Source organism: Gammaproteobacteria bacterium, assembly GCA_019911805.1.
In the GTDB taxonomy this organism is placed as follows: domain Bacteria; phylum Pseudomonadota; class Gammaproteobacteria; order Thiohalobacterales; family Thiohalobacteraceae; genus JAHJQQ01.
The window spans coordinates 1-25,409 of sequence record JAIOJV010000106.1 but is presented as its reverse complement, the minus strand read 5'-3'; the positions used below and the strand labels follow the sequence as shown (position 1 = coordinate 25,409).

The 25,409-nt window shown below is 65.0% G+C and carries 28 protein-coding genes; 20 read left to right on the top strand and 8 right to left on the bottom strand.

Annotation, left to right across the window (positions count from 1 at the left end; translation table 11 throughout):
* The first annotated feature begins 174 nt into the window (after positions 1 to 174).
* The 5 genes from tsaA (at position 175) to K8I04_13520 (ending at position 4,375) form a co-directional block, all read left to right on the top strand.
* A complete protein-coding gene (gene tsaA, locus K8I04_13540; GenBank protein ID MBZ0072735.1) occupies positions 175 to 885 on the top strand; it encodes a tRNA (N6-threonylcarbamoyladenosine(37)-N6)-methyltransferase TrmO in 711 nt (236 codons plus the stop codon).
* Positions 886 to 962: 77 nt separating this feature from the next.
* Complete coding sequence (locus tag K8I04_13535) at positions 963 to 1,955, top strand: glutathione S-transferase family protein (GenBank protein ID MBZ0072734.1); 993 nt, start codon at positions 963 to 965, stop codon at positions 1,953 to 1,955.
* A gap of 99 nt (positions 1,956 to 2,054) precedes the next feature.
* A complete protein-coding gene (locus K8I04_13530; GenBank protein MBZ0072733.1) occupies positions 2,055 to 2,363 on the top strand; it encodes an antibiotic biosynthesis monooxygenase in 309 nt (102 codons plus the stop codon).
* Positions 2,360 to 3,547 carry an iron-containing alcohol dehydrogenase gene (locus K8I04_13525; protein ID MBZ0072732.1) on the top strand — a complete coding sequence of 396 codons (1,188 nt, stop codon included), beginning with the start codon at positions 2,360 to 2,362 and terminating at the stop codon, positions 3,545 to 3,547. Before K8I04_13530 ends, K8I04_13525 begins: the two co-directional genes overlap by 4 nt.
* A gap of 228 nt (positions 3,548 to 3,775) precedes the next feature.
* Positions 3,776 to 4,375 (top strand): DUF938 domain-containing protein, encoded by a 600-nt coding sequence (locus K8I04_13520; GenBank protein ID MBZ0072731.1) that lies wholly within the window; start codon positions 3,776 to 3,778, stop codon positions 4,373 to 4,375.
* A 56-nt stretch (positions 4,376 to 4,431) separates the two neighbouring features.
* Here the strand turns inward: K8I04_13520 and K8I04_13515 are convergent, their stop codons facing one another.
* Positions 4,432 to 4,623, bottom strand: coding sequence for a hypothetical protein (locus K8I04_13515; GenBank protein ID MBZ0072730.1), 192 nt, complete (start codon positions 4,621 to 4,623; stop codon positions 4,432 to 4,434).
* Between the two features lie 366 nt (positions 4,624 to 4,989).
* Positions 4,990 to 5,520: a DUF1249 domain-containing protein gene (locus K8I04_13510; protein ID MBZ0072729.1), complete on the bottom strand. Its 531-nt coding sequence runs from the start codon at positions 5,518 to 5,520 to the stop codon at positions 4,990 to 4,992.
* 330 nt (positions 5,521 to 5,850) lie between these two features.
* Here K8I04_13510 and K8I04_13505 point away from each other — a divergent pair, with 330 nt between their 5' ends.
* A complete protein-coding gene (locus K8I04_13505; protein ID MBZ0072728.1) occupies positions 5,851 to 7,485 on the top strand; it encodes an alpha-D-glucose phosphate-specific phosphoglucomutase in 1,635 nt (544 codons plus the stop codon).
* Between the two features lie 96 nt (positions 7,486 to 7,581).
* On the opposite strand, the gene K8I04_13500 is transcribed toward K8I04_13505, so the two are convergent.
* The gene (locus K8I04_13500) at positions 7,582 to 8,406 is read right to left on the bottom strand and encodes a kinase/pyrophosphorylase (GenBank protein ID MBZ0072727.1); all 825 of its coding nucleotides are present in this window, start codon (positions 8,404 to 8,406) and stop codon (positions 7,582 to 7,584) included.
* A 131-nt stretch (positions 8,407 to 8,537) separates the two neighbouring features.
* Here K8I04_13500 and ppsA point away from each other — a divergent pair, with 131 nt between their 5' ends.
* Positions 8,538 to 10,889 carry a phosphoenolpyruvate synthase gene (gene ppsA, locus K8I04_13495; GenBank protein MBZ0072726.1) on the top strand — a complete coding sequence of 784 codons (2,352 nt, stop codon included), beginning with the start codon at positions 8,538 to 8,540 and terminating at the stop codon, positions 10,887 to 10,889.
* Between the two features lie 225 nt (positions 10,890 to 11,114).
* Here the strand turns inward: ppsA and orn are convergent, their stop codons facing one another.
* Positions 11,115 to 11,666 carry an oligoribonuclease gene (orn, locus tag K8I04_13490; protein ID MBZ0072725.1) on the bottom strand — a complete coding sequence of 184 codons (552 nt, stop codon included), beginning with the start codon at positions 11,664 to 11,666 and terminating at the stop codon, positions 11,115 to 11,117.
* Between the two features lie 113 nt (positions 11,667 to 11,779).
* Between orn and K8I04_13485 the strand changes: the two genes are divergently transcribed.
* The 13 genes from K8I04_13485 to K8I04_13425 all read left to right on the top strand — a co-directional run bounded on the left by K8I04_13485 (position 11,780) and on the right by K8I04_13425 (position 22,799).
* Positions 11,780 to 13,021, top strand: coding sequence for a M48 family metallopeptidase (locus K8I04_13485; protein ID MBZ0072724.1), 1,242 nt, complete (start codon positions 11,780 to 11,782; stop codon positions 13,019 to 13,021).
* Between the two features lie 75 nt (positions 13,022 to 13,096).
* The gene (locus K8I04_13480; protein ID MBZ0072723.1) at positions 13,097 to 13,384 is read left to right on the top strand and encodes a cytochrome c; all 288 of its coding nucleotides are present in this window, start codon (positions 13,097 to 13,099) and stop codon (positions 13,382 to 13,384) included.
* A 4-nt stretch (positions 13,385 to 13,388) separates the two neighbouring features.
* Entirely contained in the window at positions 13,389 to 13,733 is a 345-nt protein-coding gene (locus tag K8I04_13475) for a 4a-hydroxytetrahydrobiopterin dehydratase (protein MBZ0072722.1), read from the top strand.
* 14 nt (positions 13,734 to 13,747) lie between these two features.
* Entirely contained in the window at positions 13,748 to 14,719 is a 972-nt protein-coding gene (rsgA, locus tag K8I04_13470; protein MBZ0072721.1) for a ribosome small subunit-dependent GTPase A, read from the top strand.
* A 102-nt stretch (positions 14,720 to 14,821) separates the two neighbouring features.
* Positions 14,822 to 17,629: a monovalent cation/H+ antiporter subunit A gene (locus tag K8I04_13465; GenBank protein MBZ0072720.1), complete on the top strand. Its 2,808-nt coding sequence runs from the start codon at positions 14,822 to 14,824 to the stop codon at positions 17,627 to 17,629.
* A gap of 1 nt (position 17,630) precedes the next feature.
* Positions 17,631 to 17,996, top strand: a complete 366-nt coding sequence (locus K8I04_13460; GenBank protein MBZ0072719.1) for a Na+/H+ antiporter subunit C — start codon at positions 17,631 to 17,633, stop codon at positions 17,994 to 17,996.
* Positions 17,993 to 19,564 (top strand): monovalent cation/H+ antiporter subunit D, encoded by a 1,572-nt coding sequence (locus K8I04_13455; protein MBZ0072718.1) that lies wholly within the window; start codon positions 17,993 to 17,995, stop codon positions 19,562 to 19,564. The genes K8I04_13460 and K8I04_13455 overlap by 4 nt, the downstream gene beginning before the upstream one ends.
* On the top strand, positions 19,561 to 20,076 hold the full coding sequence (locus K8I04_13450; protein ID MBZ0072717.1) for a Na+/H+ antiporter subunit E: 516 nt from the start codon (positions 19,561 to 19,563) through the stop codon (positions 20,074 to 20,076). The genes K8I04_13455 and K8I04_13450 overlap by 4 nt, the downstream gene beginning before the upstream one ends.
* The gene (locus K8I04_13445; GenBank protein MBZ0072716.1) at positions 20,070 to 20,339 is read left to right on the top strand and encodes a K+/H+ antiporter subunit F; all 270 of its coding nucleotides are present in this window, start codon (positions 20,070 to 20,072) and stop codon (positions 20,337 to 20,339) included. The genes K8I04_13450 and K8I04_13445 overlap by 7 nt, the downstream gene beginning before the upstream one ends.
* Before the next feature lie 12 nt (positions 20,340 to 20,351).
* Entirely contained in the window at positions 20,352 to 20,687 is a 336-nt protein-coding gene (locus tag K8I04_13440; protein ID MBZ0072715.1) for a Na+/H+ antiporter subunit G, read from the top strand.
* Positions 20,688 to 20,866: 179 nt separating this feature from the next.
* A complete protein-coding gene (locus K8I04_13435; GenBank protein MBZ0072714.1) occupies positions 20,867 to 21,460 on the top strand; it encodes a superoxide dismutase [Fe] in 594 nt (197 codons plus the stop codon).
* A 76-nt stretch (positions 21,461 to 21,536) separates the two neighbouring features.
* Positions 21,537 to 21,914, top strand: coding sequence for a YajD family HNH nuclease (locus K8I04_13430; GenBank protein MBZ0072713.1), 378 nt, complete (start codon positions 21,537 to 21,539; stop codon positions 21,912 to 21,914).
* A gap of 438 nt (positions 21,915 to 22,352) precedes the next feature.
* The gene (locus tag K8I04_13425; protein ID MBZ0072712.1) at positions 22,353 to 22,799 is read left to right on the top strand and encodes a YaiI/YqxD family protein; all 447 of its coding nucleotides are present in this window, start codon (positions 22,353 to 22,355) and stop codon (positions 22,797 to 22,799) included.
* Positions 22,800 to 23,068: 269 nt separating this feature from the next.
* Here the strand turns inward: K8I04_13425 and K8I04_13420 are convergent, their stop codons facing one another.
* The 4 genes from K8I04_13420 to K8I04_13405 form a co-directional block, all read right to left on the bottom strand.
* Positions 23,069 to 23,413: a histidine triad nucleotide-binding protein gene (locus K8I04_13420; protein MBZ0072711.1), complete on the bottom strand. Its 345-nt coding sequence runs from the start codon at positions 23,411 to 23,413 to the stop codon at positions 23,069 to 23,071.
* Between the two features lie 373 nt (positions 23,414 to 23,786).
* Positions 23,787 to 24,383, bottom strand: a complete 597-nt coding sequence (gene recR / locus K8I04_13415; protein ID MBZ0072710.1) for a recombination mediator RecR — start codon at positions 24,381 to 24,383, stop codon at positions 23,787 to 23,789.
* 10 nt (positions 24,384 to 24,393) lie between these two features.
* Positions 24,394 to 24,717: a YbaB/EbfC family nucleoid-associated protein gene (locus tag K8I04_13410; GenBank protein ID MBZ0072709.1), complete on the bottom strand. Its 324-nt coding sequence runs from the start codon at positions 24,715 to 24,717 to the stop codon at positions 24,394 to 24,396.
* 257 nt (positions 24,718 to 24,974) lie between these two features.
* The coding region (locus tag K8I04_13405; protein ID MBZ0072708.1) for a DNA polymerase III subunit gamma/tau at positions 24,975 to 25,409 on the bottom strand (435 nt) is incomplete at its 5' end.

Here is a 25,409-nt window from a genome sequence, read left to right as displayed (position 1 = left end):
GTGGGGCCTCGGGTGGGCTGGTCGGGGGAATCTCGGGGTCGCCTGCATAAATACGTGCCGCCATGCTCGTGTCCTCCCTTCGGTATCCGGTTGCTGCCTCCAATAGTAGTCCGTATTCTTTCGGCCACTACGGATTACCCGTGCCCTCGGTGCGTGTACGACATACCTGCTCCCATGCGCTTCACCTTCACACCCATCGGCATCGTCCATTCGCCCTTCAAGGAGAAGTTCGGCGTGCCACGCCAGCCGGGCATCGCCACGGCGGCGCAGGCGAGGTTGGAGCTGCTGCCGCCCTACGACCGTGACGAGGCGCTGGAGGGTCTGGCCGGGTTCTCGCACGTGTGGCTGCTGTTCGCGTTCCACGCGACGGCCGCGCAGGGCTGGCAGCCGACGGTGCGACCACCGCGCCTGGGCGGCAACATCCGCGTCGGGGTGTTCGCCAGCCGTTCGATGTTCCGTCCCAATCCCATCGGGCTGTCGGTGGTGGAACTGGCCGGCTATGGCCGCGAGGATGGCCGGCTGGTACTGCATCTACGCGGCGCCGATCTGGTCGACGGTACGCCGGTGCTGGATATAAAACCTTACGTACCCTACGCCGACAGTATCCCGACAGCACGCGGCGGTTTCGCCGCCGGCGCGCCTGAGCCACGGCTGCACGTGCACTTCACACCAGCGGCAGAGGCACAGCTGCGCACGCGTGAGGCCACGCAGCCCCGGCTGCGCCGGTTGATCGAGCAGGTACTCGGTGCCGACCCGCGCCCGGCCTACCGCGAGGACGAACCACCGGGACGCGTATACGGCATGCGCCTGCTGGATTTCGATCTGCGCTGGCGCGTGGAGGGCGATATCACGCAGGTAGTGGAACTCCGCGGCGACCTGCCCTGACCGCACTCGCGCGCCGTCCGCCTATACTTGGCGTGTCGCCTCGACACCCGGAGGTCACGAGTACCAGGGGAAACGACATGAGTCTGATGAAGGATGGCAAGCTGCTCGACGCCTGGCTCGACGCCGAGACGAAGGACGGCGAATTCGAACGCATGGAGTCCCAGTTCCGCAACTGGGTCACACCCGACGGCAGCGCCGGCCCGACGGGCGAGGGCGGGTTCGAGGCCGCGGCGGGCCGCTATCACCTGTACGTCTCCTACGCCTGTCCGTGGGCGCATCGCACGCTGATCTTCCGCAGACTGAAGAAACTCGAAGACGCGATCTCGGTATCCGTGGTGCATCCGTACATGGGCCCGGAGGGCTGGCACTTCGGTGATTTCCCCGGTGCCGGCCCGGACCCGGTGACCGGCTACGACACATTGCATCAAGTGTATACGCGGGCGGACCCGCAGTACACCGGCCTGGTCACGGTGCCGGTACTGTGGGACAAGCACCGCCACACCATCGTCAACAATGAATCCTCGGAAATCATCCGTATGCTCAACAGCGCCTTCGATGCCTGGGGCGACGCGAGTGCGGATTTTTATCCCGTGGAGCTGCGCAGCGAGATCGATACTGTCAACGCGGTGGTCTACGCACACGTCAACAACGGCGTATACCGTACCGGCTTCGCCACCACCCAGGACGCCTACGAGCGCAACTTCACCCGCCTGTTCGAGACACTGGACGAACTGGAGGCACGCCTGGGCCAGCAACGCTATCTCGCCGGGACGCGCATCACCGAGGCCGACTGGCGGCTGTTCACTACCCTGATCCGCTTCGATGCCGTGTACGTCGGCCATTTCAAGTGTAACCTCCGCCGCATCCACGACTATCCCAACCTGTACCAGTTCATGCTGGAACTCTACCAGTGGCCGGGTATCGCCGAGACCGTCCGATTCGACCACATCAAGCACCACTACTACCGCAGCCACCCCGAACTCAATCCCCGTGGTATCGTGCCACTGGGTCCGGAGCAGTGCCTCGATATCCCACACCGCCGCAGCACGCAGCTCAGCGGGGCACCATGAGCGCACCGCTGCGCTTGGCAACCCGGGCATGAATCGCTAGGCTTGTGCCTCGTCCGTCGCCGCGGTGCGAATCGTGTTAACAGGCCCTAGGACATCAGCATGCATGTCACTCTCGTCCACGTGAGCGTAAAACCGGAACGGGTCATGGAGTTCATCGAAGCGACGCGCACGAACCACCGTGCCTCCGTCCAGGAGAGTGGTAATCTGCGCTTCGATGTCCTGCAGTCGCCGGAAGACCCCACCCGTTTCGTGCTCTACGAGGCCTATACGGATGTGGTGGCGGCCGTGGCGCACAAGGAGACTGCACATTATCGCCGGTGGCGCGATCAGGTAGCCGACTGGATGACGCAGCCGCGTCAGGGGAGTTCCTATCGAGGCCTGTTCCCCATGATCGGAGTCGCTGAATGATCGAGGCGTTCTCGCTCGCGCGCCTGCCGCGTATCGAGTTCGGTGCCGGGCGCATCGGGCTGCTGCCGGAACTTGCCGCCGGCTACGGCAGCCGGGTGCTGCTGATCACCGGTGCACAGACTTTCCGCGCCACGCCTGCCTGGGCGTGGCTGCTCGATGGCTTGCGCAAGCGCGATCTCGTCTGGGACTCCATGCAGGTGAACGGTGAACCCTCGCCGCAGTTGGTCGATGCCGCCGTCGCCGAATTCCAGGACGGCGGCCATGACGTCGTCATCGGCATCGGTGGCGGCAGCGTCCTGGATGCGGCCAAGGCCATCGCCGGGTTGCTGCGCGTCGGCGATTCCGTCATGGAATACCTGGAAGGTGTCGGCCCGGAAAAGCCCTACCGCGGCCCGACGACACCCTTCATCGCCGTGCCCACCACCGCCGGCACCGGCAGCGAGGCGACCAAGAACGCCGTGCTGAGCCAGCCGGGCGCGGACGGCTTCAAGAAGTCCTTCCGCGATGAACGGCTGGTGCCGGAGTACGCGGTGGTCGATCCCGACCTGCTGGCCAGCTGCCCGCCGGAACTGATCGCCGCCAATGGCATGGATGCGCTGACCCAGCTGATCGAATCCTATCTGTCGCTGCGCGCGAACCCCTGCACCGATGCGCTCGCCATCAGCGGCCTGCGCGCGGCGCGCGATGGCCTGCTGCCCTGGCACGAAGGCACGGGCGATGCGGCTGCCGCGCGCAGCCGCATGGCCTACGCGGCGCTGATCTCCGGGATCACGCTGGCACAGGTCGGACTGGGTTCGGTGCACGGATTGGCCGCGCCCATGGGCGCGTTCTTCCCGATTCCGCACGGTGTGGTGTGCGGCACGCTGGTGGCGAGCGCCACACAGGTGAACATCGAGGCACTGCAGGCACGCGACCCGGACGGCCCCGCGCTCGCCAGGTACGCGCGCCTGGCCGAGATCCTGTGCGCGCGCCGCATCCGCGAACCGGCCGCCGCCTGGGCGGACCTGGTCGCCTTGCTGCAGGACTGGACCGAGCGCCTGCGGCTGCCGCGCCTGGCCCGTTACGGCGTCACGGCCGGAGATATTCCACGGATCGTCGCCCACAGCCGCGGCAGCAGCATGAAGACCAACCCCATCGTATTGACCGATGACGAGATCGCGCGGGTGCTGGGGGAGCAGATTTGAATGTCTTCTTTCTCATTACTGCCCCATGAACTTTACTTTAAAAGCACTGATTTCAGCCACGGAAGCACACGGAAGACGTTGTAATGAAACCGTGCCGCAGAAGCTCTGACTCAGCACCTGACGGGTGACATGGGGCTGCTCTGTGAAACAGTTGATCTTGTTTGCGTTTTCCGTGTGCTTCCGTGGCAAATACGTTTTTTTTGGTTTATTGAGTAGCAGTGATCACACATGAAACCCTTCGCCGAATCCTGTGAGGAGAACAAGCACCCGATCCTGGAGGTATTGCGCATCGAATTCGCGGCGGTGCAGAACGTCCTCGAGATCGGCAGCGGCACGGGCCAGCATGCCGTGTTCTTCGCCGAGCACCTGCCGCATCTCATCTGGCAGACCAGCGACGTCACCGAGTATCACGCCGGTATCCAGGCGTGGATCGACGCCGCGACAGTGGACAATGTGCGTCCACCGCTGACACTGGACGTGCGCCGCGATGTCTGGCCTGGGGGACATTTCGATGGGGTGTTCAGTGCCAACACCGTGCACATCATGGGTTGGCCGGAGGTGGAAGCGATGTTTGCCGGTATCGGTAGCGTGCTTGCGCCCGGTGGGCGCTTCTGCCTCTACGGACCGTTCAACTATGGCGGGGAGTTCACCAGCGAGAGCAATGCGCGTTTCGATCAGTGGCTGAAGGCGCGCGACCCGAACAGCGGTGTGCGGAATTTCGAGAATCTGAACCGGCTGGCGACTGCAGCGGGCCTGCATCTGCTGAATGATTATGCCATGCCGGCCAACAACCGGACGCTGGTATGGATGAAGGCCGCTCCGGCATAAGCCGCATCAGGCGCAAGAGATCGTACGTAAGGATCGTAGGCTGACACCCGCGCGGTCTAGCGGATATCGTTGCTCCGCCGCGCAGTGCGTTCGACGAGGCCCGCAACGACCTCCAGCCCGATGGCCAGCAAGAACAGCGCGACGCCCAACCCGATCACGCCCATGACCGCGTTCGCCAGTGCCTGGCCGACGAGGCCCACCAGACCCGCCAGACCGAGCCCCCCTCCTACCGCAATCAGCTTGAACATCAGCATCCCCCCACGCCCATGTGAAGTGAGCCCATTGTCGACGATACGGCCGACAAAACTGTGACCAGGGTCTCACAGCAGCATACTGTCGGGCCACGCCTCGAGGCACGGATATTGATATATATCTGGATGAGAGGGAACGATGGACATCGATGCCCCGCCACACCCACAGGAGAATGCGGGCATTCACGCATTGCAGGTCCAGTACAGCGCGATGTCCGCCTGCCAGCACGATTGATGCTGGCATACACGGTGGACACGGTGGAATCGCCGATACTCCGCCCGTTTGACAGTGGCGGGCTGTGCCCTGATCAAGAACCAGCGATGGTGCAGACCAACGATGATCAGAATGTTGCCACGCTGAATTCAGGCGGGTTTCCGGGCCTCGCAGGCGAACTCGGCCAGGACCTCGGGCCAGCTGCCGGCCGACACGCAGACAGCGTCAGGGGTGGCCCGGAAGCGATGCCCCTGGCGCAGGCAGTAACCCAACCACTTCTGCAGGAAGCGGTTGATGCGCCACTTGTCGTCGAGACTGGAATCACGCCGCCAGCAGTTGCGCGCGGCCTCGCGCCGGCTGCGCAAGCGACCACAGCTGAGGACCTCGGCCAACCGCGCATCATGGTAGATCCTGACCTGGATGTCCGGGGCCGGGAACAGACCCAGTTCGTCCTTGAACAGATAGGTCAGGTGCAGCGTCGTGGTGTAGCGGTTACGCTCGACGACGCGCAGGTGCAGGTCGAGCGCCCCTTCCACCCGCGACACGCTACCCATCGCCGCGGCCGTGAGGCCGGGTAGCAGTTGGCGTAATCGGATGTAGTTGCACTCGTAGATGGCCATAAGTTCGCCCAGGTCATGGACCTGGCGACGGCGGACTGGAGTGTGCTCGCTTAGCAGCATGGGGGCATCATACCATAGTCAAAACCTGCGGCCGGACGCCGGCTGCACGCAACCGAATTCACTACCGCCCCATAACGTTTACCCAATAAATTCATTTCAGCCACAGAAGTCCCCCGAAATGAAACCGCGTCACGAATCACTGCCCCGGTACGTGACAAGTGACGTGGGCTGTTGTGTGCAGCCTATGACCCTGCCCGTGTGCTTCTGTGTACTTCCATAGCAAGCACAGTTTTTACGTTCAGGGACTGCCATGAACCAAAGTAGCGGCACACCCAGGCTATACTACATCCGTCCATTTCTCGCCCACACAGCAGCGGAGACAACCACGTCATGCAGGTCACCGAAGTACGCACCACACCCTTCAGCGATCAGAAGCCGGGAACCTCCGGACTGCGCAAGAAGGTTACCGTCTTCCAGCAGCCACACTATCTGGAGAACTTCGTCCAGTCCATCTTCGACAGTGTGCCGACCCTGCGCGGTGCCATCCTGGTGTTGGGCGGTGACGGCCGCTACTACAATCTCACGGCTATCCAGATCATCCTGAAGATGGCTGCGGCCAACGGTGTGGCACGTGTGCTGGTCGGCCGCGGTGGCCTGCTGTCGACACCGGCGGCCTCGTGCGTGATCCGTAAGCACCGGGCCTGCGGCGGTATCATCCTCTCCGCCAGCCATAATCCGGCCGGTCCGACGGAAGACTTCGGTATCAAATACAACACCGACAACGGCGGGCCCGCAGCAGAGAAGATTACCGCAGCGATCTCTGCTCGCAGTCGTATGATCGACGTCTATCACATCCTGCAGGCCGATGATATAGCGCTCGACCGTCTGGGCGAACAGCGCCTCGGTGCGATGACCGTGGATGTGATCGATCCGGTCACCGACTACGCCGCACTCATGGAATCGCTGTTCGACTTTCCACGTATCCGCACCCTGCTCGGCAATGGCCGTTTCCGCATGCGCTTCGACGCGATGCACGCCATCACCGGCCCGTACGCTGAGGAGATCCTGGTGCGACGCCTCGGCGCACCGGCGGAGAGCCTGATGAACGCGGTACCGCGCGAGGATTTCGGTGGCGGTCATCCCGACCCGAATCTCACTTATGCACACGAGCTGGCAGATACCCTCTTCGGTGCTGCCGCGCCGGATTTCGGGGCCGCCTCGGACGGTGACGGGGATCGCAACATGATCCTCGGCCACAAATTTTTCGTCACCCCCAGCGACAGCCTCGCCGTACTCGCCGCCAACGCGACACAGGTGCCGGGCTACGCCAGGGGCCTCACCGGTATCGCGCGCTCCATGCCCACCAGTCAGGCCGCCGATCGCGTCGCCGCGGCACTGGGTCTGCCCTGCTACGAGACACCCACCGGGTGGAAGTTCTTCGGCAACCTGCTCGACGCCGGCAAGGTCACGCTGTGCGGCGAGGAGAGTTTCGGCACCGGCTCGGATCACGTGCGCGAGAAGGACGGGCTGTGGGCGGTACTGTTCTGGCTGAATCTGCTGGCCGTACGGGGCCAGTCGGTCGCGGAGATCCTGCAGGACCATTGGCACCGCTACGGCCGCAACTACTATGCGCGTCACGATTACGAAGGCGTGGACAGTAGCGACGCTGACGCGCTGATCGACGGCCTGCGGGCACAATTCGCCACGCTGCCGGGACGCCGCTACGGTGATTACACCGTCGAGTACAGTGATGACTTCGCCTACACCGACCCCATCGATGGCAGCCACAGCACCCACCAGGGCATCCGCATCGGCTTCACCGACGGCTCGCGCATCGTCTTCCGCCTGTCCGGGACCGGTACCACCGGCGCCACGCTGCGTGTCTATCTCGAACGCTTCGAGGCCGACCCCGCCAAGCAGGGCCTGGACAGCCAGAGCGCGCTCGCCGACCTGATCCGTATCGCCGCTGACATCGCCGGCATCCACCGTTTTACCGGCCGTGACCGGCCGACGGTGATCACCTGACCGGAGCAGCGACGCACCGCCGCTGCATGGTGCGTCAGACTGCGCCTCGACGCACCCTACTCTGTATCCCTTTCGTGGATTTCGTGGCCAACCTGATCACCGCCGTCGTTGCAAACCCAACTCGTGCATGATGCTGGCGGCGATCTCCTCGATGGACATGTGCGTGCTGTCGAGGCTGCGGATGCGTTCGTGGCGCAGCAGCGCCTCGAGCTGCCGTACCTCGTAGTGGCACTGACGCAGCGTGGCGTAGGGGCTGTTGGGGCGGCGCTCCTGGCGGATCTGCTGCAGCCGTTCCGGTGCGATGGTCAGGCCGATCAGGCGGTCGCGGTGGGGGCGCAGCGGCTCCGGCAGCTGCAGCGTTTCCAGGTCCTCCTCGGTGAAGGGATAATTGGCGGCGCGCACGCCGTATTGCAGGGCCAGGTACAGGCAGGTCGGCGTCTTGCCGCTGCGTGACACGCCGATGACGATGACGTCCGCCGCGGCATAGTGCTGCACGCCGATCCCGTCGTCGGCCCCGAGCGTGAAATTGACCGCATCGATGCGCGCGTCGTAGCGGCCGGCATCCTGCAGGCCGTGCGCGCGGCCGACGGACTGCGACGACGACTGCTGCAGTTCGGTCTCCAACGCCCCGATGAAGGTCTCGAAGACATCCAGGTACAGGCCACGGCTGGCCCTGAGTATGGCGCGCAGTTGCGGCCGGACCTGGGTGGAGAATACCAGCGGCCGGGCGCCTTCCGTGGCGGCGGCGTCGATCTGCGCCACGGTCGCGCGCGTCTTTTCCTCGGTATCGACGAAGGGTACGGCGATGATAGTGAACTCGATGCCCTCGAACTGGGACAGCAGACCGCGCCCCAGGGTCTCCACGCTGATACCCGTCCGGTCGGAGACGAAAAATACGCTGCGCCGCCTTGCTTGATTCACCTCATTCCGTCCCCGCAGACCCGATGCTAAGCTCCTTGTAAGCCTTAGGCGCCGCAGGCGCAAGCAGAGGAGACGACGTGAACACACAGACGCACAGCGGCCGGCAGGTACTCTGGTTCGAAGCACTCGGTATGGGCGACGTGCCCCAGGTCGGTGGCAAAAACGCCTCGCTCGGCGAGATGTACCGCGAACTCACCGCCGCCGGCGTGCGGGTGCCCAACGGCTTCGCCACCACCGCCGATGCCTACCGTGCCGTCCTCGCCCAGGACGGCCTGGCCGCGCGCATCCAGGCGGAGCTCGAACCCCTCGACATCGACGACGTGCAGGCGCTGGCGGTGGTCGGCAAGCGTATCCGCGGCTGGATCGAGGCCACACCGCTGACCGCCGAACTGGAACGGCAGATCCGCGCCGACTATGCGCAGTTGGAGCGCGACGGCGGCAAGGACGTCGCCGTCGCCGTGCGCTCCTCAGCGACCGCCGAGGATCTGCCGGACGCCTCCTTTGCCGGCCAGCAGGAGACGTACCTGAATGTGCGCGGCATCGACGCCGTGCTGGCTGCCGTACGGCGCGTGTTCGCCTCGCTGTACAACGACCGCGCCATCGCCTACCGCGAGCATCACGGCTTCAAACACGAGCAGGTGGCGCTGTCGGCCGGCGTGCAGCGCATGGTGCGCGCCGATCTGGGCACCTCCGGGGTGATCTTCACACTGGATACCGAATCCGGCTTTCGCGACGTGGTGTTCATCACTGCCGCCTACGGGCTGGGCGAGACGGTGGTGCAGGGCCAGGTGAATCCGGACGAGTATTATCTGCACAAGCCGCTGCTCCGCCAGGGCCGCCCTGCCATCCTGCGCCGTGAGCGCGGGGATAAGGCCATCAAGATGATCTACCGCGACGGCAGCCCCGATGCCGACGGGGGCGGCAGCCCGGTCGAGACCGTCGCGGTCGAGCCCGCCGCACGCCTGCGCTTCGCCCTCGACGATGCCGACCTGGTGGAACTGGCCCGTCACGCCATGACCATCGAGGACCATTACGGTCGGCCCATGGACATCGAATGGGCGCGTGATGGCGTCGATGGCAAGCTCTATATCGTGCAGGCGCGGCCAGAGACGGTGAAGAGCCACACCAGCGGCCAGTCGCTGCAACGCTACGAGCTCAAGCAGCGCGGCGAGACGCTCGTCACCGGCCGCAGCATCGGTGGGCGCATCGGCGCGGGTCCGGCGCGCATCGTCGAACGCACCGCCGACATGCACCGCGTGCAGCCCGGCGACGTGCTGGTCACGGATATGACCGACCCCGACTGGGAACCGATCATGAAGCGCGCCGCGGCCATCGTCACCAACCGCGGCGGCCGCACCTGCCACGCCGCCATCATCGCGCGCGAGCTGGGTATCCCCGCCGTGGTCGGCTGCGGTGACGCCACCGGGCGCATCCCGGACGGTGAGGCGGTCACGATCTCCTGCGCCGAGGGCGACACCGGCTACGTCTACCGCGGCCAGCTGGAGTTTGCGGTACGTGAGATCGCGCTGGACCGCATGCCACCGCTGCCACTCAAGATCATGATGAACGTCGGTAATCCCGACCGCGCCTTCGACTTCCAGTTCCTGCCGAACGACGGCATCGGCCTGGCACGGCTGGAGTTCATCATCAACCGCACCATCGGCGTGCACCCCAAGGCGCTGCTCGAATACGACGCACAGCCGGACGACCTGCGCCGCCTGATCGACGAACAGGCGACAGCCTACGGCGGGCCGGTGGAGTTCTACGTCGGTAAGCTTGCCGAGGGCATCGCGACCCTGGCCGGGGCATTCTGGCCGAAGCCGGTGATCGTGCGACTGTCGGACTTCAAATCCAACGAATACGCCAACCTCGCCGGCGGCGCCGCCTACGAACCCAAGGAAGAGAACCCCATGCTTGGGTTCCGCGGTGCCGGGCGCTACATCGCGCCGGACTTCCGCGACTGCTTCGAACTGGAATGCCGCGCCGTGCACAAGGTCCGCGATGAACTGGGACTGACCAACGTCGAGCTGATGATTCCCTTCATCCGTACCCTGGATGAGGCGCGCGAGGTCACCGAGGCACTGACTGCCAACGGCCTGGCGCGTGGAGTCAACGGCCTGCGCGTCATCATGATGTGCGAGATCCCATCGAACGCCCTGTTGGCCGACCGGTTTCTGGAATACTTCGACGGCTTTTCCATCGGCTCGAACGATCTGACGCAACTGACGCTGGGACTCGATCGTGACTCGGGCCTGGTCGCCGCACGCTTCGATGAACGCGATCCGGCGGTGAAGATGCTGCTCAGCATGGCCATCCAGGCCTGTCGCAAGGCCGGCAAGTACGTCGGTATCTGCGGTCAGGGGCCCTCAGACCACCCCGATCTGGCACGCTGGCTGATGGACGAAGGCATCGACAGCCTGTCGCTCAATCCCGATACCGTGGTCGAGACCTGGCTGTACCTGGCGGGTGAGCAGGTGGAGTGAAGGAACCCCGCTGCGGCCACGAAATCCACGCCGGGACAGGCTGCCGGTCGAATGGAAAGGACGAGGCCTGGTATTTCGGGCGTAAGCACTGGCGCCACCACAGCTTGCAAGACATAGGCCACGGAAGCACACGGAAAGACACGGAATGGAAAACTGACTACCTTGCCAGTCCCTGTAGCTTTCCGTGCGCCTCCGTAGCCCCGAGCGTCTTGTGCGCGCGCCCCCTCACGTGCCGGGCAGGCGGAAGAACCGCTCCCGATAGAACAGCAATTCGCGGATGGAATCGCGGACATCGTCCAGGGCGAGGTGCACCGCGGTCTTCTCGAACTGCGGCGCGTGCGGGGCCCAGCGGCGAAGGAGCTCTTTGAGCGTACTGACATCGAGGTTGCGGTAGTGGAAATAGGCCTCGAGGTCGGGCATACAGCGTGCCAGGAAGCGTCGGTCCTGGCAGATACTGTTGCCGCACATGGGCGAGGCCTTGGCGGGGACGTGTTTCCTGAGGAAATCCAGCGTCATCTGCTCGGCATCCTGCTCATTCAGAGGACTGCTGCGCACCCGCTGTATCAAGCCGGAACTCCCGTGCTGATTCTTGTTCCAATCGTCCATGGCGTCGAGCACCGCATCCGGCTGGTGGATGGCGAACACGGGGCCTTCCTCGATCAGGTTGAGCTGGGCGTCGGTGACGATGGTGGCGATCTCGATGATGGAATCCGTGTTGGTGTCCAGCCCTGTCATCTCCAGATCGATCCAGATCAGGTTGTCGGGGTGCGGCGTCATGAAGTTACCTTGTTTTTCACATTTGAATGGTTGAGTTGCATTCTATCAGAGGCTACTCTGGACAGAGTCTAGAGTACCCTATCCACCCCCCGGTGGAACGTCATCCGGAGCACATGAACACCTACACCGCCTTATTCGTCGCCGCCGTCATCCTGTCGCTGCTGCTGCAGCAGTGGCTGGCCGGCCGCCACATCGCCCATATCCGTACCTGCCGCGACCGCGTGCCGGGCGCATTCGCCGACCGCATCACCCTCGCGACTCACCAGAAGGCGGCCGACTACACCACCGCCAAGACCCGCCTGGGCCGCACCGAACTCCTCTACGACCACGCCCTGCTGCTGCTCTGGACGCTGGGCGGGGGTCTGGCCCTGTTGGATGCACTGTGGACGCAGGCGGGCTGGGGGCCGCTGCCGACCGGGGTGGTGGTGATGATGAGTTTCTTATTCATCGGCAGCCTGCTGGACGTACCCTTCGGGGCCTGGATGACGTTCGGGCTGGAGGCACGCTTCGGTTTCAACCGCACCAGCGCCGCCACCTTCCTCGGCGACCTGGGCAAGCAGGCCCTGTTGCTGCTCGTCATCGGTACGCCGCTCATCGCCCTGGTACTGTGGCTGATGCAGGCGTCCGGCCCCTACTGGTGGCTGTATGTCTGGATGGTATGGGTCGGCTTCAGCCTGCTGATGATGTGGGCCTACCCGACCTTCATCGCACCGCTGTTCAACACCTTCTCGCCGTTGGCTGACGACGCACTGCGGCAGCGCATCGAGACCCTGCTGGCACACTGCGGCTTCCACAGCGAAGGTATCTTCGTCATGGACGGTTCGCGCCGCTCGGGTCATGGCAACGCCTACTTCACGGGGCTCGGCCGCAACAAGCGCATCGTGTTCTTCGACACCCTGCTGAAGGCACTGGAGCCTGACGAGATCGAAGCGGTACTGGCGCACGAACTCGGGCACTTCAAGCATCGCCATGTGCAGAAACGTCTCGGCGCCATCATCGGACTGAGCCTCGCCGGCATGGCCCTGCTCGGCTGGCTGGCGGGCCAGCCGGCGTTCTACCACGGCCTCGGCGTGAGTGAACCCTCGCTACACATGGCGCTGCTGCTGTTCATGCTCGCGGCACCCGTGTTCAGTGTATTCCTGCAGCCACTGTTCAGCCGCTTGTCGCGCCAGCACGAGTTCGAGGCCGATGCCTTCGCCGTACAGCAGACGGCCGCCCCCAGCCTGGCCAACGCCCTGGTGAAGCTCTACCGTGACAATGCCAGCACACTCACACCGGATCCGTTGTATTCTGCGTTCCACGACAGCCACCCGCCGGCACCCGTACGCGTGGCCAGACTGGGCATCAGGGCTTAGGGAAACGCGTGATGGTGCCGCTTGCAGGAGCCCGCTCCAGCGAGTGGCCAGCATTCCGCATACAAGGAGAATCGCATGAATGTATTTCGCAACTGCCTGTACACCGCCACATTCGCGTTGGGCTGTGCTGTGACCAGCGCTTCCGCCGCCGACCTCAGTGCCGGCAAGACCCTGCACGACGCCCATTGCCTGAAGTGTCACGACAGCGGTGTCTATACGCGTGCGGATCATCGCGTCGGTTCACTTGCCGGCCTGCGCAAGCAGGTCATACGCTGCGAACAGAGCCTTGGTCTGACCTGGTTCGACGAGCAGATCGACGACGTCGTGCAGTATCTCAACACCACCTATTACAAGTTCCAGTGACGCCATGATCCCGCTCGCCGAACGCCGCTGCCAACGCCTGAAGAAGGGTGATCCCCACCTGCCCGCCGAGCAGGCACAGGCGCTGCTGCGGGAACTGCATGCCGACTGGTCGCTTGCCGATAGCGGTGCTGCGATCCAGCGCGACGTTCGCTTCAAGAACTATTACGAGACCATCGCCTTCGTGAACGCGCTGGCCTGGATCGCCCACCGCGAGGATCACCATCCCGACCTGGAGGTGGGCTACAACCGCTGCACGGTGCACTACAGCACCCATGCCGTCGGCGGGTTGTCGGAAAACGATTTCATCTGCGCGGCCAGGATCGACGCGCTCGTCCCGGCCGCCGACTGACGCCGCGCAGCGCCATGGGCCATCGCCGCGGCGCGTCCCGCAGCCAGGCACCCGCAAGGGCCCGCACCGCTGTCAAGGTGCAGACCTCCGGTCTGGTCATTACCCATTCCGGGCGCGATCTGATCGTCGAGGATGCACAGGGTGGGTTGCACCTGTGCAGCGCCCGCAAGCGGCTCGGCCGCATCGTCTGTGGTGACCGCGTGCGCTGGCAGCCGACGGCACCGGGGCAGGGCGTGGTCACGCATCTGGAGGCACGCACGAGCCTCCTGGCCCGTCCCGATGCACGCGGCAACGAACGCCCGCTGGCCGCCAACCTGGATCAGCTCGTCGTCGTCTGCGCGCCGGAACCGCCGCTGAGCGAAGGGCTCATCGATCGCTACCTGGTGGCCGCCGAGTTGATCGGCGTGCGTGCATTGGTTTTGGTCAACAAGGCCGATCTGCTCGCGCCGGCCGCCCGCGCGCAGCTGGAGGAACGCCTCGCCGCCTTCGATGCGCTCGGCTACGGCGTGCGCTTTAGCAGCGCCTGCGACGCGACCCAGGCGACGACGCTGATGCCGCATTTCAACGGTCACACCTCGATCCTGGTCGGCCAGTCCGGTGTCGGCAAGTCCTCGCTGGTACGCCTGCTGCTGCCGGACGTCGACATCCGCATCGGCCGGCTGTCGGTGGCGAGCGGCCTGGGCCGGCACACCACCACCGAGACCACACTCTATCACCTGCCCGGCGGCGGCGACCTGATCGATTCTCCCGGCGTGCGCGACTTCCAGCTGTGGCAGGCTACGCCCGCGGATCTGCAGCGCGGCTTCCGCGAACTTGCGTCCTACGCCGGCCAGTGCCGCTTCCACAACTGCCGTCACCACAACGAACCCGGCTGCGCCGTCGCCGCCGCGGTCGCAAGCGGTGCCGTCGACGCGCGTCGTCTGGCGAGTTACCGCACGCTGCTGCAGCAGGCGCTGGAACGGGAGAAGACACACTATCCGACGTAGCACGGTCGCGCCGCGGATGAAGCGGTGTTTTTTTCCCGGTATAGTCACGGCCTGCCGCCCTCGCGCGGCGCCAGCGATGGCGCGCAACCCGCAACGGACTTCATGAATCTGGCCTGCATCATCCTCCTACCTCTGCTCGGCGCGCTGCTGCCGCCGCTGTTCATTCGCATGGGACGCACAGCCTGCGCCTGGTCGGCGGCCGCCATCACCGGTGCAGCGCTGGCGCTGCTGCTGGACCTCGCGCCGCGGGTGTTCGCCGGCGAGACCCTGTTCGTGAGCCTGCCGTGGATTCCGGCCCTGGATCTGAACCTGGCGCTGCGTCTGGATGGCCTCGGGCTGCTGTTCACGCTGCTGATCCTCGGCATCGGCCTGCTGGTGATCCTGTATGCACGCTATTACCTGTCGGAACGCGATCCGATGGGACGCTTCTATGGCCTGCTGCTGCTGTTCATGGCGGCAATGCTCGGCATCGTGCTGGCCGAGAACCTGCTGCTGATGTTCCTGTTCTGGGAGCTCACCAGCCTGAGTTCCTTTCTGCTCATCGGCTACTGGAAGCACCGCGCCGACGCCCGTCAGGGCGCACGCATGGCGCTGATCCTTACCGGCGGTGGCGGGCTGGCGCTGCTGGCCGGCATCCTGCTGCTCGGCCAGATCGCCGGCAGCTACGAGCTTTCCACGGTACTGGCGGCGGGCGAACGCATCCAGGCGCATGCGCTCTATCCGCTGACACTGGTGCTGATCCTGCTCGGTGCCTTCACCAAGTCGGCGCAGTTCCCGTTTCACTTCTGGCTGCCGCACGCCATGGCGGCACCGACACCGGTCAGCGCCTATCTGCATTCGGCGACCATGGTGAAGGCCGGTGTGTTCCTGCTGGCGCGGCTGTACCCGGCGCTGGCTGGTTCGGAACCGTGGTTCTATCTGGTGACCGGTACCGGCATGGCGACCCTGCTGTTCGGCGCGTACACGGCACTGTTCAAGCACGACCTCAAGGGCCTGCTCGCCTACTCCACCATCAGCCACCTGGGCCTGATCACGCTGCTGTTCGGTCTGAGCACGCCACTGAGTGCCGTCGCCGGGGTGTTCCACATCATCAACCACGCCATCTTCAAGGCGTCGCTGTTCATGGCCGCGGGTATCATCGAGCATGAGACCGGCAGCCGCGACATGCGCCAGATCAACGGGCTGTGGAAGTACATGCCGCACACCGCCACGCTGGCGATGGTGGCGGCCGCGTCGATGGCCGGTGTGCCATTGTTCAACGGCTTTCTGAGCAAGGAGATGTTCTTCGCCGAGACGCTGCACCTGTCACAGCTCGCCGAGTGGACCTGGCTGCTGCCGGTCCTGGCCGCCCTGGCGGGCATCTTCGCCGTGGCCTATTCAGTACGCTTCATCCACGACGTGTTCTTCAACGGCGAGCCGATCGACCTGCCGCGCATGCCACCGCACGAACCACCCCGCTACATGAGGATCCCGGTGGAGGTCCTGGCGGCCCTGTGCCTGCTGCTGGGCATGGTACCGGCCTGGACGATCGCACCGCTGCTGGCGGTGGCCGCCGCCAGTACGCTGACCGGCGTGTCGGACGGTCCACTGCCCGCCTACAGCCTGGCGATCTGGCATGGCCTCAACTTGGCCGTGGTGATGAGCCTCGTCGCACTGGCCGGCGGCCTGTTCGTGTACCTGCTGCGGTACCGGCTGTTCGCCCTGCACGACCGCCTGCTGTGGCGTTTCGATGCCAAGGTGCAGTTCGAGCGCGCCCTCGCCGCGGCCATCGCGTGGGCGACGCGGTTGACGGCCGTACTGGAGAACGGTTCGTTACAACGCTATGTCGTGTTGCTGCTGTTGAGTGCACTGGCCGTGGTCGGCTGGGGCCTGCACGGCATGACGTTGACCGGCCCGATCGCCACGACCGACGTCGACGCAGTGACCGCGGTCGGCGCCCTGCTGCTGGGGGCAAGCGCCGTGGGGACCGTGATCTGGCACCATCAGCGGCTCGTGGCACTGGTGTTGCTGGGTGTCGTCGGATTGGTGGTGTCGCTGGCCTTCGCGCGCTTTTCGGCGCCGGATCTCGCGCTCACCCAGCTGTCGGTCGAAGTGGTCACCATCATCCTGCTAATGCTCGCACTGTATTTTCTGCCGCAGCGGACGCCGGCGGAGACCTCGGGTACACGCCGCTTGCGCGACGGGCTGGTGGCCGGTGGGGCCGGCCTCGCCGTGGCGTCCCTGGCCTGGGGCGTGCTGACACGGCCCTACGAGACACTCTCCGGTTTCTATCTGCAAAACAGCATTCCCGGGGGCGGTGGCGCCAATGTGGTGAACGTGATCCTGGTGGATTTCCGCGGCTTCGACACACTGGGCGAGATCACGGTACTGGCGATCGCCGCACTCGGCATCTTCGCCCTGCTCGACGGTCTGCGTCTGCCGCTGCCGGAGACGGACGCCGGCGGCCGGCGCTGGGCCGCTGACCGTAACCCGCTCATCCTGGTCGCGGTATCGCGGCCGCTGCTGCCGTTGGCGCTGCTGGTATCGCTCTATCTGCTGTTGCGCGGCCACAATATGCCCGGTGGTGGTTTCACTGCCGGTCTGGTCACCGGTGTCGCGCTGATCCTGCAGTATGTCGCCAGCGGCGTCGCCTGGACACAGCCGCGCCTGCACTTCAATTTTCATGTCGTCATCGCCTGCGGCGTGCTCACCTCAGCACTGACCGGGCTTGGCAGCTGGTGGTTCGGACGGCCGTTCCTGACCTCGGCCTTCGGCCATGTCGAAGTGCCGCTGGTCGGTGAGCTGGAGCTGGCGACGGCCATGCTGTTCGATCTCGGCGTGTACCTGACCGTCGTCGGGGCCACGCTGCTGATCCTCGCCAATCTCGGCAAGCTCACCGTACTGGAACGGACCCGCGGGGCGACGCACTGATATGGAGCTGCTGTTCGCCATCACCATCGGCCTGTTGACCGCCTGCGGCACCTATCTGCTGCTGCGCGCGCACACCTTTCCGGTGGTGCTCGGTCTGACGCTGCTGTCCTATGCCGTGAACCTGTTCCTGTTCGCCATGGGCCGGCTGACCACGGGCCGGCCGCCGGTAATCGGCCAGGCCGATACCTATACCGATCCTCTGCCGCAGGCACTGGTGCTGACGGCCATCGTCATCGGCTTCGCCATGACCGCCTTCGTGGTGATCCTCGCGCTGCGCGCCCGCGGCGAACTGGGCAGCGACCATGTCGACGGCCGTGGCGGCGTACCCCGATCCGTCGAACGATCGAGCGGGGAGGACCGGCCGTGAGCCACTGGGTCATCGCACCGCTCCTGCTGCCGCTGTTCACGGGGCTGGTGCTGCTGCTCGGCGCACGACTGGGTGGACGGACCGGGCTGCGCGTGCAGCGCGCCATCGCACTCGCTGCCACCGCCGCGCTGCTGCCACTCACCATCCTGCTGCTCGTGCGGGCGGATGGCGGCGGTTACCAGGTCTATGCACTCGGCAACTGGGCGGCACCCTTCGGCATCGTCCTGGTGCTCGACCGGTTGAGCGCGCTGCTGCTGGTCCTGACCGCCGCGCTCGCCCTGCCGGCACTGCTGTATGCGCTGCGCGGCAGCGACACCGCGGGCCGCCATTTCCATGCCCTGTTCCAGTTCCAGCTGCTCGGGCTGAACGGCGCCTTCCTGACCGGCGATCTGTTCAACCTGTTCGTGTTCTTCGAGGTGCTGCTGATCGCCTCCTATGCGTTGCTGCTGCATGGCCAGGGACCGGCGCGCAGCCGTACGGGGCTGCATTACGTGGTACTCAACCTGATCGGTTCGAGCCTGTTCCTGTTCGCGGTCGGTACGCTCTACGGCCTCACCGGCACGCTCAACATGGCCGATATGGCGGTGCGGGTCGCGCACGCCGGTGCCGCGGAGGCGCCACTGCTGCACGCCGCCGCGTTGCTGTTGCTGGTGGTGTTCGCGCTCAAGGCGGCACTGTTACCGCTGTATTTCTGGTTGCCGCGCGCCTACGCGGCGGCGTGCACACCGGTGGCGGCACTGTTCGCCATCATGACCAAGGTCGGTGTGTACGCCATCCTGCGCATCTACACCCTGATCTTCGGTGCGCAGGCCGGGCTGCTCGCCGATGTCGCCCTGCCCTGGCTGTGGCCGCTGGGGCTGGCGACACTGGTGCTGGGCGCGATCGGCGCGCTGGCGGCGACCGAACTGCGCGGCCTGATCGCCTATCTATTGGTGGTGTCGGTGGGCACGCTGTTGGCGGCCATCGCGCTGGGCGGCCCCGCGCTGCTGGGTGCGGCGCTGTATTATCTGCTGCACACCACGCTGGTGACCGGCGGACTGTTCCTGCTCGCCGGCAACATCCGCCGGCAGCGCGGTGCGCACGGTGATCAGCTGCTGGCGGTCGCGCCGCCGCTGCGCCAGCCGGCGTTGCTGGGGGTGCTGTTCTTCAGCGCCGCCATGGCGGTGGCCGGCATGCCGCCGCTGAGCGGCTTCGTCGGCAAGCTGGCGTTACTGGCGGCGGCCACCCCCGGCGCCGGGCTCAGCGGCGCGCAGACCGCCTGGTTCTGGGGTGCGGTGCTGGGCAGCGGTCTGCTCGGGCTGATCGCACTCAGCCGCGCCGGCAGCCGGCTGTTCTGGCGTACCGGGGACGCACCGGCGGTGGCCGGGCGTGCCGACCGCCTGCGGGTCACCGCCGCCGTGCTGCTGCTCGGTACGAGCCCGTTGCTGAGCCTGTTCGCCGCGCCGGTGACGGCCTATACCCAGGCCGCGGCCCGGCAACTCGCCGATCCATCTGGATACATCACGGCCGTGCTGGGCCATGACGGCCGCAGCGCCTACGCCCTCGCCGCCAGGGAGACGCGCCCATGATCCACTCACGCCGCCCGCGCCACCCGCGCCGCTGGCTGCCACATCCACTGCTCAGCCTGACGCTGTTCATTGTCTGGTTGCTGCTGATGAATTCCATCTCACCGGGGTCGATCCTGTTCGCGCTGTTGCTGGCCGTGCTGGTGCCACTGTTCAGCCAGGCCTTCTGGCCGGAGCCGCTGCGTATCCGACGGCCACTCCTGCTGATCCGCTACGGCCTGCGCCTGCTGTGGGACATCGTCATCGCCAACCTGCACGTCGCACGGCTGATCCTCGGTCCGACGGCACGGCTGCGCCCGGCATTCATCCGCATGCCCATCGAGCTGCATGACGAGTTCGCCATCACCCTGCTCGCCAGTGCCGTGTCGCTCACTCCGGGTACGGTCGCGGCCGACATCAGTGTCGACCGCCGCACGCTGCTGATCCACGCACTGGACGTCGACGACAGCGACGCGCTGGTCGCGCAGATCAAACAGCGCTACGAGACGCCGCTGCAGGAGATCTTCACATGCTAGACCTGGCCATCCCCGTCGCCTTCACCCTCATGGCACTGGCACTACTGCTGAACCTCTGGCGGGTGCTGCGCGGCCCGGATCTGCCCGACCGCATCCTGGCACTGGACACGCTGTACGTGAACAGCATCGCCCTGCTGGTACTGTTCGGTATCCATCTCGGCACGGCGCTCTATTTCGAGGCGGCGTTGCTGATCGCCATGATGGGTTTCGTCAGCACGGTGGCGATCGCCAAGTACCTGCTGCGCGGCGACATCATCGAATAGGGGGGGACGACTATGTTCGAAACCGTGATCGAAGCACTCGTGGCACTGTGCGTGCTTGCCGGTGCCGGCTTCGCCTTCATCGGCTCGCTGGGTCTCGCGCGTCTGCCGGATTTCTATATGCGCCTGCACGGCCCGACCAAGGCCACCACCCTCGGCGTCGGCGGCATGATCGTCGGCTCGGCACTCTACTTCTCCACCCGCGGTGAGGGGCTCAGCCTGCACGAGCTCCTCATCACCCTGTTTCTGTTCATCACCGCACCGGTGAGCGCGCACCTGCTGGCCAAGGCGGCACTGCACCTGCGGCTGCGGGCCGCTGCGAAGACCCGCGGGGCACCGTCGGCCGATTGATGCTGGTGGACAGGGCAACACAAGATCAGCCGGCGGCCGCCATGGCCAGCCTGCCGCGATATCATTACTCGGCATAAAGCAACAGATGCCGTACCGGAAATGGCAAAACGGGCGCTGCTCTGCTATCCATAGTAACGAACCACTCCGTTCCCTAACCTCAGGCACAAGGAGGCACTACCATGGCGTTCGAACTTCCCGCGCTGCCTTACCCGTCCACCGCACTCGCGCCGCATATCTCGGAAGAGACGCTGCGCTTCCATCATGGGAAGCACCATGCGGCCTATATCAACAATCTCAACAAACTGATCGCGAACACCCCGGATGCCGGGAAGACCCTCGACGACCTCGTGCGCACGGCCGAAGGCGCAATCTATAACAATGCGGCGCAGGCGTGGAACCACACCTTCTACTGGCAGTGTCTGGCCCCGCAGGACCACCGTGGTCAGCCTGAAGGCGACCTGCTTGCCGCGATCAACCGCGATTTCAAGTCGGTGGACGGCCTGCGTGAGGCCTTCCTCGCCGCCGCCGCCGGTCTGTTCGGTTCCGGCTGGACCTGGCTGATCCAGGGCACCGACGGGCGCCTGTCGGTGGAGAACATGGGGAATGCAGGCAATCCGCTCACCACCGGCCGCACGCCCTTGCTGGTATGCGATGTGTGGGAGCACGCCTATTACATCGACTACCGCAACGTCCGCCCCGACTATCTGAATGGCTTCTGGACATTGATCAACTGGCCGTTCGTGGCGGCGAATCTCAGCGCCGGGACGTCATAGACCCACATCCACCCCTTGGACTGAACCGGCCCGATCGGGTAGATTGCCGAACTACGTCCCCTTGAAGTGATTGCCCATGGCCACCCGCAACCCTGATACCGACAAGCTCGACCGGGTCGTCGCCGCGGCCCACCGCCAACGCGACGCCCGCGAGCAGGACTATCGTGAACGGGCACTGAAGCTCTACCCCTGGATCTGTGGCCGCTGCAGTCGTGAGTTCACGCGTGTGAACCTGAGCGAACTCACCGTGCACCACCGCGACCACAACCACGACAACAACCCGCTTGATGGCAGCAACTGGGAACTGCTGTGTCTGTACTGCCACGACAACGAGCACCAGCGTCAACTCGAAGCCGCCGGCCTCGGCAAGACGACGGCGGCGAGCGGCACGTCCGGCCCGACGTCCGTACACAACCCCTTCGCCGCGCTGAAGGACCTGCTCAAGGACAAGTAAGATAGGAAAGCAATACCGCGGAAAGCACGGACGTGATCAGGGCATGCAAGGGCGGCAGCACGATCGATGGGGTCTCGAGACAGGCAGTCTTCCACGAACCGTAACCATACACTTTTTAAATGTCCGTGTTTTCCATGGCTATCACTGCTGTCCTATAAATGTTCTGCATAGCCTGATAGCAGGCAGGTCTTGGCGCGGTTATTGGCATGGTTAGCAGCTGTGGGGACATGGTTCCGAGCGGCGACCGACAAGACCCGCCGTGAATACATGCCCCAGGGCACCTTCTCGACCGCTGTGCGGTCTCACCTTGTCTCTGTAGGCTCGACGGTCTTGTCGGTCGCTGCTCGGAACCATGTTACGGAGATTTATGGGACAGCAGAACGTAGCTGTCACGGCTTTGCCGCGATCTTCCGCGGCGATCTTTTGCTGAGAACCTCCATGCACATCTGGGTCGATGCCGACGCCTGTCCGGCGGTCATCAAGGAGATCCTGTTCCGCGCCGCGGTGCGCACGCAGGTGCCGGTGACGCTGGTCGCGAATCAGCCACTGCGCACGCCGCCGTCGCCGTTCATCAAATCCATGCAGGTGGCGGCGGGTTTCGACGTCGCGGACAACCGCATCGTGGAGCTGGCGCAGCCAGGCGATCTGGTGATCACCGCCGACATCCCGCTGGCGGCCAGTGCCATCGACAAGGGCGCGATCGCGCTCAATCCGCGTGGCACGCTGTATACGGAGGAGAACATCCGCGAGACCCTGTCGCTGCGCAACTTCATGGCCGATCTGCGCAGCAGTGGCGTCGAGACCGGCGGCCCCGCCAGCCTCAACCAGGGCGACCGCCAGGCCTTCGCCAACCAGCTCGACCGGCTGCTGGCGAAGCGTGGCTAGGGAAAATCCTCATTCCAAGACTACCCCTGTATTTTTCCCCTGAAGACACTTATTTCAGCCACGGAAAAACACGGAAGCATACGCAAGGCATCGGAATGGACCCGCGTCACGAAGCCCTGCCCCGGCACATGGCAAGTGGCACGGGATGGCGGGTGAAGCCTGTGATTTTGTCGGTGTTCTTCCGTGTTTTTCCGTGTGCTTCCGTGGCCGATGGGGTCTTGAGGCAGGCCGTCTCCCGGGGTTCACGGCCAGCAATGGTGTTCCGCCGCTCAGCCCGGCGGCCAGTGCATGGGGCGACCACCGAGGACGTGCAGGTGGATGTGGAAGACGGACTGACCGGCCTCCCGATGACAGTTCATGACGGTGCGGTAGCCGCGCGCGGCGATGCCGTCGCCCGCGGCCACCTTCTGTGCCGCCAGATACAGTTTGCCGACCAGCGCGGCATGCTCCGGCTGCAGATCGTTGGGCGTCGAGATGTGGATCTTGGGGATGACCAGCACATGCGTCGGCGCCTGCGGGTTGATGTCGCGGAAGGCGAGCACCTCATCGTCTTCGTACACCGTATCGGGTTTGATCTCACCGGCCACCATCTTGCAGAACAGACAATCACTCATGTCACACCTCGTTCGGGTTCGTCCGATCCCGTGCTGCGGGCATTAAACCGCCAGCGGCCGCGGGGTTCAACGTGGGCACCAGCGGATGGTCACGAAATCCACAGAACCCACTAGACCCACGAAAACTGCGTCATGCCAAAACCCGCATTGGCCACGGAAACACACGGAAGGACACGGAAAAACATCGACAAGGTCATATGTGCCGCACACCCGTCCTGCGCACCCACCAAGTAACGCGCCGGTGCTTCATGGCGCTGTTTCATTTCAACGCCTTCCGTGTGCTTCCGTGTGTTTCCGTGGCCAATGCGGTTGGTGGGCTCATTTCGTTTCGTGGGCTTTGTGGGTTTCGTGGCCATCCCGATCCAGCCACGGGCTATAGATCCTGGCGGCCCGCGAACGCATGCGAGAGCGTGCCACCATCGATATATTCCAGTTCACCACCGAGCGGCACGCCGTGGGCGATGCGGGTGGCGCGCACGCCGTGGGTGCGGGCCAGCTCGGCGATGTAATATGCGGTCGCCTCGCCCTCGACGGTGGGGTTGGTCGCCAGGATCAGTTCACGCACCTCACCGTCGGCCAGGCGCGCCTCCAGCAGATCGAGGCCGAGGTCCTGCGGGCCGATGCCGTCCAGCGGTGACAGGTGGCCCATGAGTACGAAATACAGGCCGCGGTAGCCGGTCGACTGTTCCAGTGCCGCCACATCGGCCGGCGATTCCACCACGCACAGCAGCGTCGCGTCGCGCGCCGCCGAGGTGCACAGGGTACAGACCTCGGCCTCGCTGAAGGTCCGGCAACGCCGGCAGTTGCCGACCTTGTCCATCGCCGCGAGCAACGCCTCGGCCAGGCGGCGGCCGCTGGCGCGATCGCGTTCCAGCAGCTGGTAGGTCATGCGCTGCGCTGACTTGGGGCCGACGCCGGGCAGACAACGCAGCGCCTCGATCAGGCGCTCGATGCACGGGGAATGCGCCACGGGTGTGCGCTCAGAACGGCAGCTTGAAGCCAGCCGGCAGGTTCAGGCCGGCCGTCATCGAGGCCATGCGCTCCTGGCTGGTGGACTCGACCTTGTGCACGGCATCGTTGACCGCCGCGGCGATCAGGTCCTCCAGCATGTCCTTGTCGTCGGCCAGCAGGCTGGGGTCGATGGTCACACGACGTACCTCGTGGCGGCCGTTCATGATTACGCTGACCATGCCGCCACCGGACTGACCGGTGATCTCCGTCTTGGCGAGTTCTTCCTGCAGCTTCTGCATGTTCGCCTGCATCTGCTGCGCCTGCTTCATGATGTTGCCTATACCGCCTTTCATTGCGTGTTCCTCTTGGTTGGTGGTGAGTGAGGCGTGAGGAGTGAGGGGTAAAACTCGTTATGGCCACGGAAACACACGGAAACACACGGAAAACTTTCTTATTGAAAACCCAGAAATGAGCCCGTAAATAATTCTGTGTAACTGCCCATCCATCACGTGGTCCCACAGAATCTTGGTAAGGCATTCTTTCCGTGTTTTCCGTGTGTTTCCGTGGCCAATATCTTTTCTCCTCACGCCTCACGCCTCACTCATCTCCCTCACTCCACCGGCCGCACCGTATCGCGCTGCACCTGGGCGCCGAAGGTCTCTTCGAGGTTGCGGATGTTGTCGTCGTCGGCGATGGCCTGTTCGGCGGCGGCCTGGCGCTCGCGGTTCGCGCGCGCCTGCTGCTGCGCGGGTGTTTCCTCGCCCGGCGCCTCCGCCTCGATGTGTAGTTTGGTCTCCCGACCGAAGTGGGTCGTCAATGCCTCGGCGAGCTTGCGTTCCAGCGCCGGGCTGAGAAGCTGGGTGTGGATCGGATCGAGATGGAGCCGGATCCGCCCTTCGGACTGCTCGGCCAGCGTGCAATTCTCCGCCAGCTGCCGGACCATGCCGCGCAGCTGCAGGGCATCGATCAGCGCCGGCCAGTCGCCGGCGGGGGGGGCGGGACGCACCGCGGCCGCCGTGACTACCGGAACCGCCGCCGTCTGTGG

What these genes read in the sequence shown, in the direction of transcription:
- tsaA (MBZ0072735.1), top strand. Translation starts at nt 175, where the DNA reads ATGCGCTTCACCTTCACACCCATCGGCATCGTCCATTCGCCCTTCAAG.
- K8I04_13535 (MBZ0072734.1), top strand. Translation starts at nt 963, where the DNA reads ATGAGTCTGATGAAGGATGGCAAGCTGCTCGACGCCTGGCTCGACGCC.
- K8I04_13530 (MBZ0072733.1), top strand. Translation starts at nt 2,055, where the DNA reads ATGCATGTCACTCTCGTCCACGTGAGCGTAAAACCGGAACGGGTCATG.
- K8I04_13525 (MBZ0072732.1), top strand. Translation starts at nt 2,360, where the DNA reads ATGATCGAGGCGTTCTCGCTCGCGCGCCTGCCGCGTATCGAGTTCGGT.
- K8I04_13520 (MBZ0072731.1), top strand. Translation starts at nt 3,776, where the DNA reads ATGAAACCCTTCGCCGAATCCTGTGAGGAGAACAAGCACCCGATCCTG.
- K8I04_13515 (MBZ0072730.1), bottom strand. Translation starts at nt 4,623, where the DNA reads ATGTTCAAGCTGATTGCGGTAGGAGGGGGGCTCGGTCTGGCGGGTCTG.
- K8I04_13510 (MBZ0072729.1), bottom strand. Translation starts at nt 5,520, where the DNA reads ATGCTGCTAAGCGAGCACACTCCAGTCCGCCGTCGCCAGGTCCATGAC.
- K8I04_13505 (MBZ0072728.1), top strand. Translation starts at nt 5,851, where the DNA reads ATGCAGGTCACCGAAGTACGCACCACACCCTTCAGCGATCAGAAGCCG.
- ppsA (MBZ0072726.1), top strand. Translation starts at nt 8,538, where the DNA reads ATGGGCGACGTGCCCCAGGTCGGTGGCAAAAACGCCTCGCTCGGCGAG.
- orn (MBZ0072725.1), bottom strand. Translation starts at nt 11,666, where the DNA reads ATGACGCCGCACCCCGACAACCTGATCTGGATCGATCTGGAGATGACA.
- K8I04_13485 (MBZ0072724.1), top strand. Translation starts at nt 11,780, where the DNA reads ATGAACACCTACACCGCCTTATTCGTCGCCGCCGTCATCCTGTCGCTG.
- K8I04_13480 (MBZ0072723.1), top strand. Translation starts at nt 13,097, where the DNA reads ATGAATGTATTTCGCAACTGCCTGTACACCGCCACATTCGCGTTGGGC.
- K8I04_13475 (MBZ0072722.1), top strand. Translation starts at nt 13,389, where the DNA reads ATGATCCCGCTCGCCGAACGCCGCTGCCAACGCCTGAAGAAGGGTGAT.
- rsgA (MBZ0072721.1), top strand. Translation starts at nt 13,748, where the DNA reads ATGGGCCATCGCCGCGGCGCGTCCCGCAGCCAGGCACCCGCAAGGGCC.
- K8I04_13465 (MBZ0072720.1), top strand. Translation starts at nt 14,822, where the DNA reads ATGAATCTGGCCTGCATCATCCTCCTACCTCTGCTCGGCGCGCTGCTG.
- K8I04_13460 (MBZ0072719.1), top strand. Translation starts at nt 17,631, where the DNA reads ATGGAGCTGCTGTTCGCCATCACCATCGGCCTGTTGACCGCCTGCGGC.
- K8I04_13450 (MBZ0072717.1), top strand. Translation starts at nt 19,561, where the DNA reads ATGATCCACTCACGCCGCCCGCGCCACCCGCGCCGCTGGCTGCCACAT.
- K8I04_13445 (MBZ0072716.1), top strand. Translation starts at nt 20,070, where the DNA reads ATGCTAGACCTGGCCATCCCCGTCGCCTTCACCCTCATGGCACTGGCA.
- K8I04_13440 (MBZ0072715.1), top strand. Translation starts at nt 20,352, where the DNA reads ATGTTCGAAACCGTGATCGAAGCACTCGTGGCACTGTGCGTGCTTGCC.
- K8I04_13435 (MBZ0072714.1), top strand. Translation starts at nt 20,867, where the DNA reads ATGGCGTTCGAACTTCCCGCGCTGCCTTACCCGTCCACCGCACTCGCG.
- K8I04_13430 (MBZ0072713.1), top strand. Translation starts at nt 21,537, where the DNA reads ATGGCCACCCGCAACCCTGATACCGACAAGCTCGACCGGGTCGTCGCC.
- K8I04_13425 (MBZ0072712.1), top strand. Translation starts at nt 22,353, where the DNA reads ATGCACATCTGGGTCGATGCCGACGCCTGTCCGGCGGTCATCAAGGAG.
- K8I04_13420 (MBZ0072711.1), bottom strand. Translation starts at nt 23,413, where the DNA reads ATGAGTGATTGTCTGTTCTGCAAGATGGTGGCCGGTGAGATCAAACCC.
- K8I04_13410 (MBZ0072709.1), bottom strand. Translation starts at nt 24,717, where the DNA reads ATGAAAGGCGGTATAGGCAACATCATGAAGCAGGCGCAGCAGATGCAG.